Annotated in this window: 2 protein-coding genes; both read right to left on the reverse strand. The window is 62.1% G+C overall.

All coding sequences use genetic code 11. The features are described from left to right. Positions 1-164 precede the first annotated feature (164 nt). Positions 165-1,406: an SAM-dependent methyltransferase gene (locus IL54_RS01165; protein ID WP_037472306.1), complete on the reverse strand. Its 1,242-nt coding sequence runs from the start codon at positions 1,404-1,406 to the stop codon at positions 165-167. Between the two features lie 31 nt (positions 1,407-1,437). Then, positions 1,438-1,900, reverse strand: a 463-nt coding sequence (locus tag IL54_RS22535) for a molybdopterin-dependent oxidoreductase (protein ID WP_156106053.1), incomplete at its 5' end; no start/stop codon positions are given.

Consider the following 1,900-nt stretch of genomic DNA (forward strand, 5'->3'; position numbering starts at 1 on the left):
TGCCGCGGCGATTCCTGCGATGGCGAGGCTCACCGCAGCCGCGCCCTTCCATAAAATGTTCATGTGCTCTCTCTCCTCATCCACCCCGCGGGAGAGGCGGGGCATGGCAAGGAGAATGCCGTGCGTCGGCTGAACCGTCAGCGAATGGCGTTGTCAGCCACTATTCAGCGTCCGGCCAGTGCGGCCTCGGCCTCCAGCATATAGTCGCGGGTGATGGGTAGCGCGCGTCGGTCGCGCGCATATTGGACCTGGTAATTGACCATGCCGCCATGTTCGAACACCGTCGCGGCCCCGGCGAGATAGAAGGTCCACAGCCGGAAGAAGCGCTCGTCATAGAGCGCGACGATCTCGGCGCGATGCGCCATGGTGCGCTTATACCATTGGCGGATGGTCAGCCCATAATGGAGCCGCAACACCTCGACATCGGTCACCATCAACCGCGTGCCTTCGCTGCCCGCGATCATTTCCGACAAGGCAGGAATATAGCCGCCAGGGAAGATATATTTCTGGGTGAAGGCGTCAGTGACGCCAGGGCCGCCCATTCGCCCGATCGTGTGGACCAGCATGACGCCTTGCGGCGTCAGCAGGTCGCGGCACTTGCTGAAGAAACTGCGATAATGGGCCGTACCGACATGTTCGAACATGCCGACGGACACGATCCGGTCGAATGCGCCCGTCATGTCGCGATAGTCGATCAGTTCGAAACGGACATGATCGGCGACGCCTGCATCCATTGCCCTTTGCCGTGCGACCTTGAGCTGTTCCTCCGACAAGGTGATACCGGTCACGTCGACACCGCAGGTACGGTGCAGATACAGCGCCATCCCGCCCCAGCCGCAGCCGATGTCGAGCACTTTCATCCCCGGTTCGAGCCGCAATTTGGCCGCGATATGCGCCTTTTTGTCCTCCTGCGCCTGCTCCAGGCTGATGCCGGCTTCGTTGTCGCCATCGGGGAAATAAGCACAGCTATATTGGCGGTCCCGATCCAGGAAGAGTGCGTAGAGCGCGCCTGATAGGTCGTAATGATGCGCGACATTCGCCTTCGACCGCGCCTTGTGATTGGCGCGCCACAGTTTCTGGCGCACGCTGCCCATGCTGCGCGCCAGCAGCGTCTTGGCGTCGATCGACCGACCACTTTCCCAGGGGGTGTTGGCCCGGATCAGGGATATGAATTCCAGGATGCCGCCGCCTTCGATGGCGATGCGGCCGTCGATCCAGGCTTCGGCCATCCCCAACCGGGGATCGCGAACGATGTCGAAGGGGACACGGCCATCGTGAAATCGCAACGCCAGATCGGGAAAGGCAGGATCGGGCTGTCCCACGACAAAGCGTCGTCCATTTGCATAAGTTACCGTCAGCTGGCCCCGTTTGACCAGTCGCCCCAACACCCGCTCGAACAGTCTCATGCCGTTACCTTGTCACCCCGGACAGCTTGCGTCAAATACCCGCATACCAGTCATAGCCCGCGACATCCTCCCAGAAACCGCCCTTGCCCTTGCCGATCCCGTCCAGCGTCGCGACCGCCTCTATCCCCATGAGATATTTGGCCTGTTTATAGCCAAGCTGCCGTTCGACGCGCAGCCGCACCGGGGCACCATTGGCGACGGTCAGGGGCGCGTCATTCAGCGCAAAGGCCAGGATGGTCTGGGGATGGAAGGCGTCGATCAGGTCGATGCTTTCATAATAGGGCCGCCCGCCGCCCATATCGTCGGCGCATCGGAACACGAGATAGCGCGCGCTATCGCGCAGCCGTGCGCCTTCCACTATCGTGCGCAGCGGCACGCCGCGCCATTTGCCGATCGCGTTCCATCCCTCGACGCAGTCGTGGCGGGTAATCTGCTCGCGATGGGGCAGAGTCCGTAGCTGGGCAAGCGAGAGGGAGAGCGGCCGTTCGACAAGG

The organism is Sphingobium sp. ba1 (genome assembly GCF_000743655.1).
In the GTDB taxonomy this organism is placed as follows: Bacteria; Pseudomonadota; Alphaproteobacteria; order Sphingomonadales; family Sphingomonadaceae; genus Sphingobium.

Coding starts and splice junctions, on each gene's coding strand:
- IL54_RS01165 (WP_037472306.1), bottom strand. CDS start 1,406: ATGAGACTGTTCGAGCGGGTGTTGGGGCGACTGGTCAAACGGGGCCAG.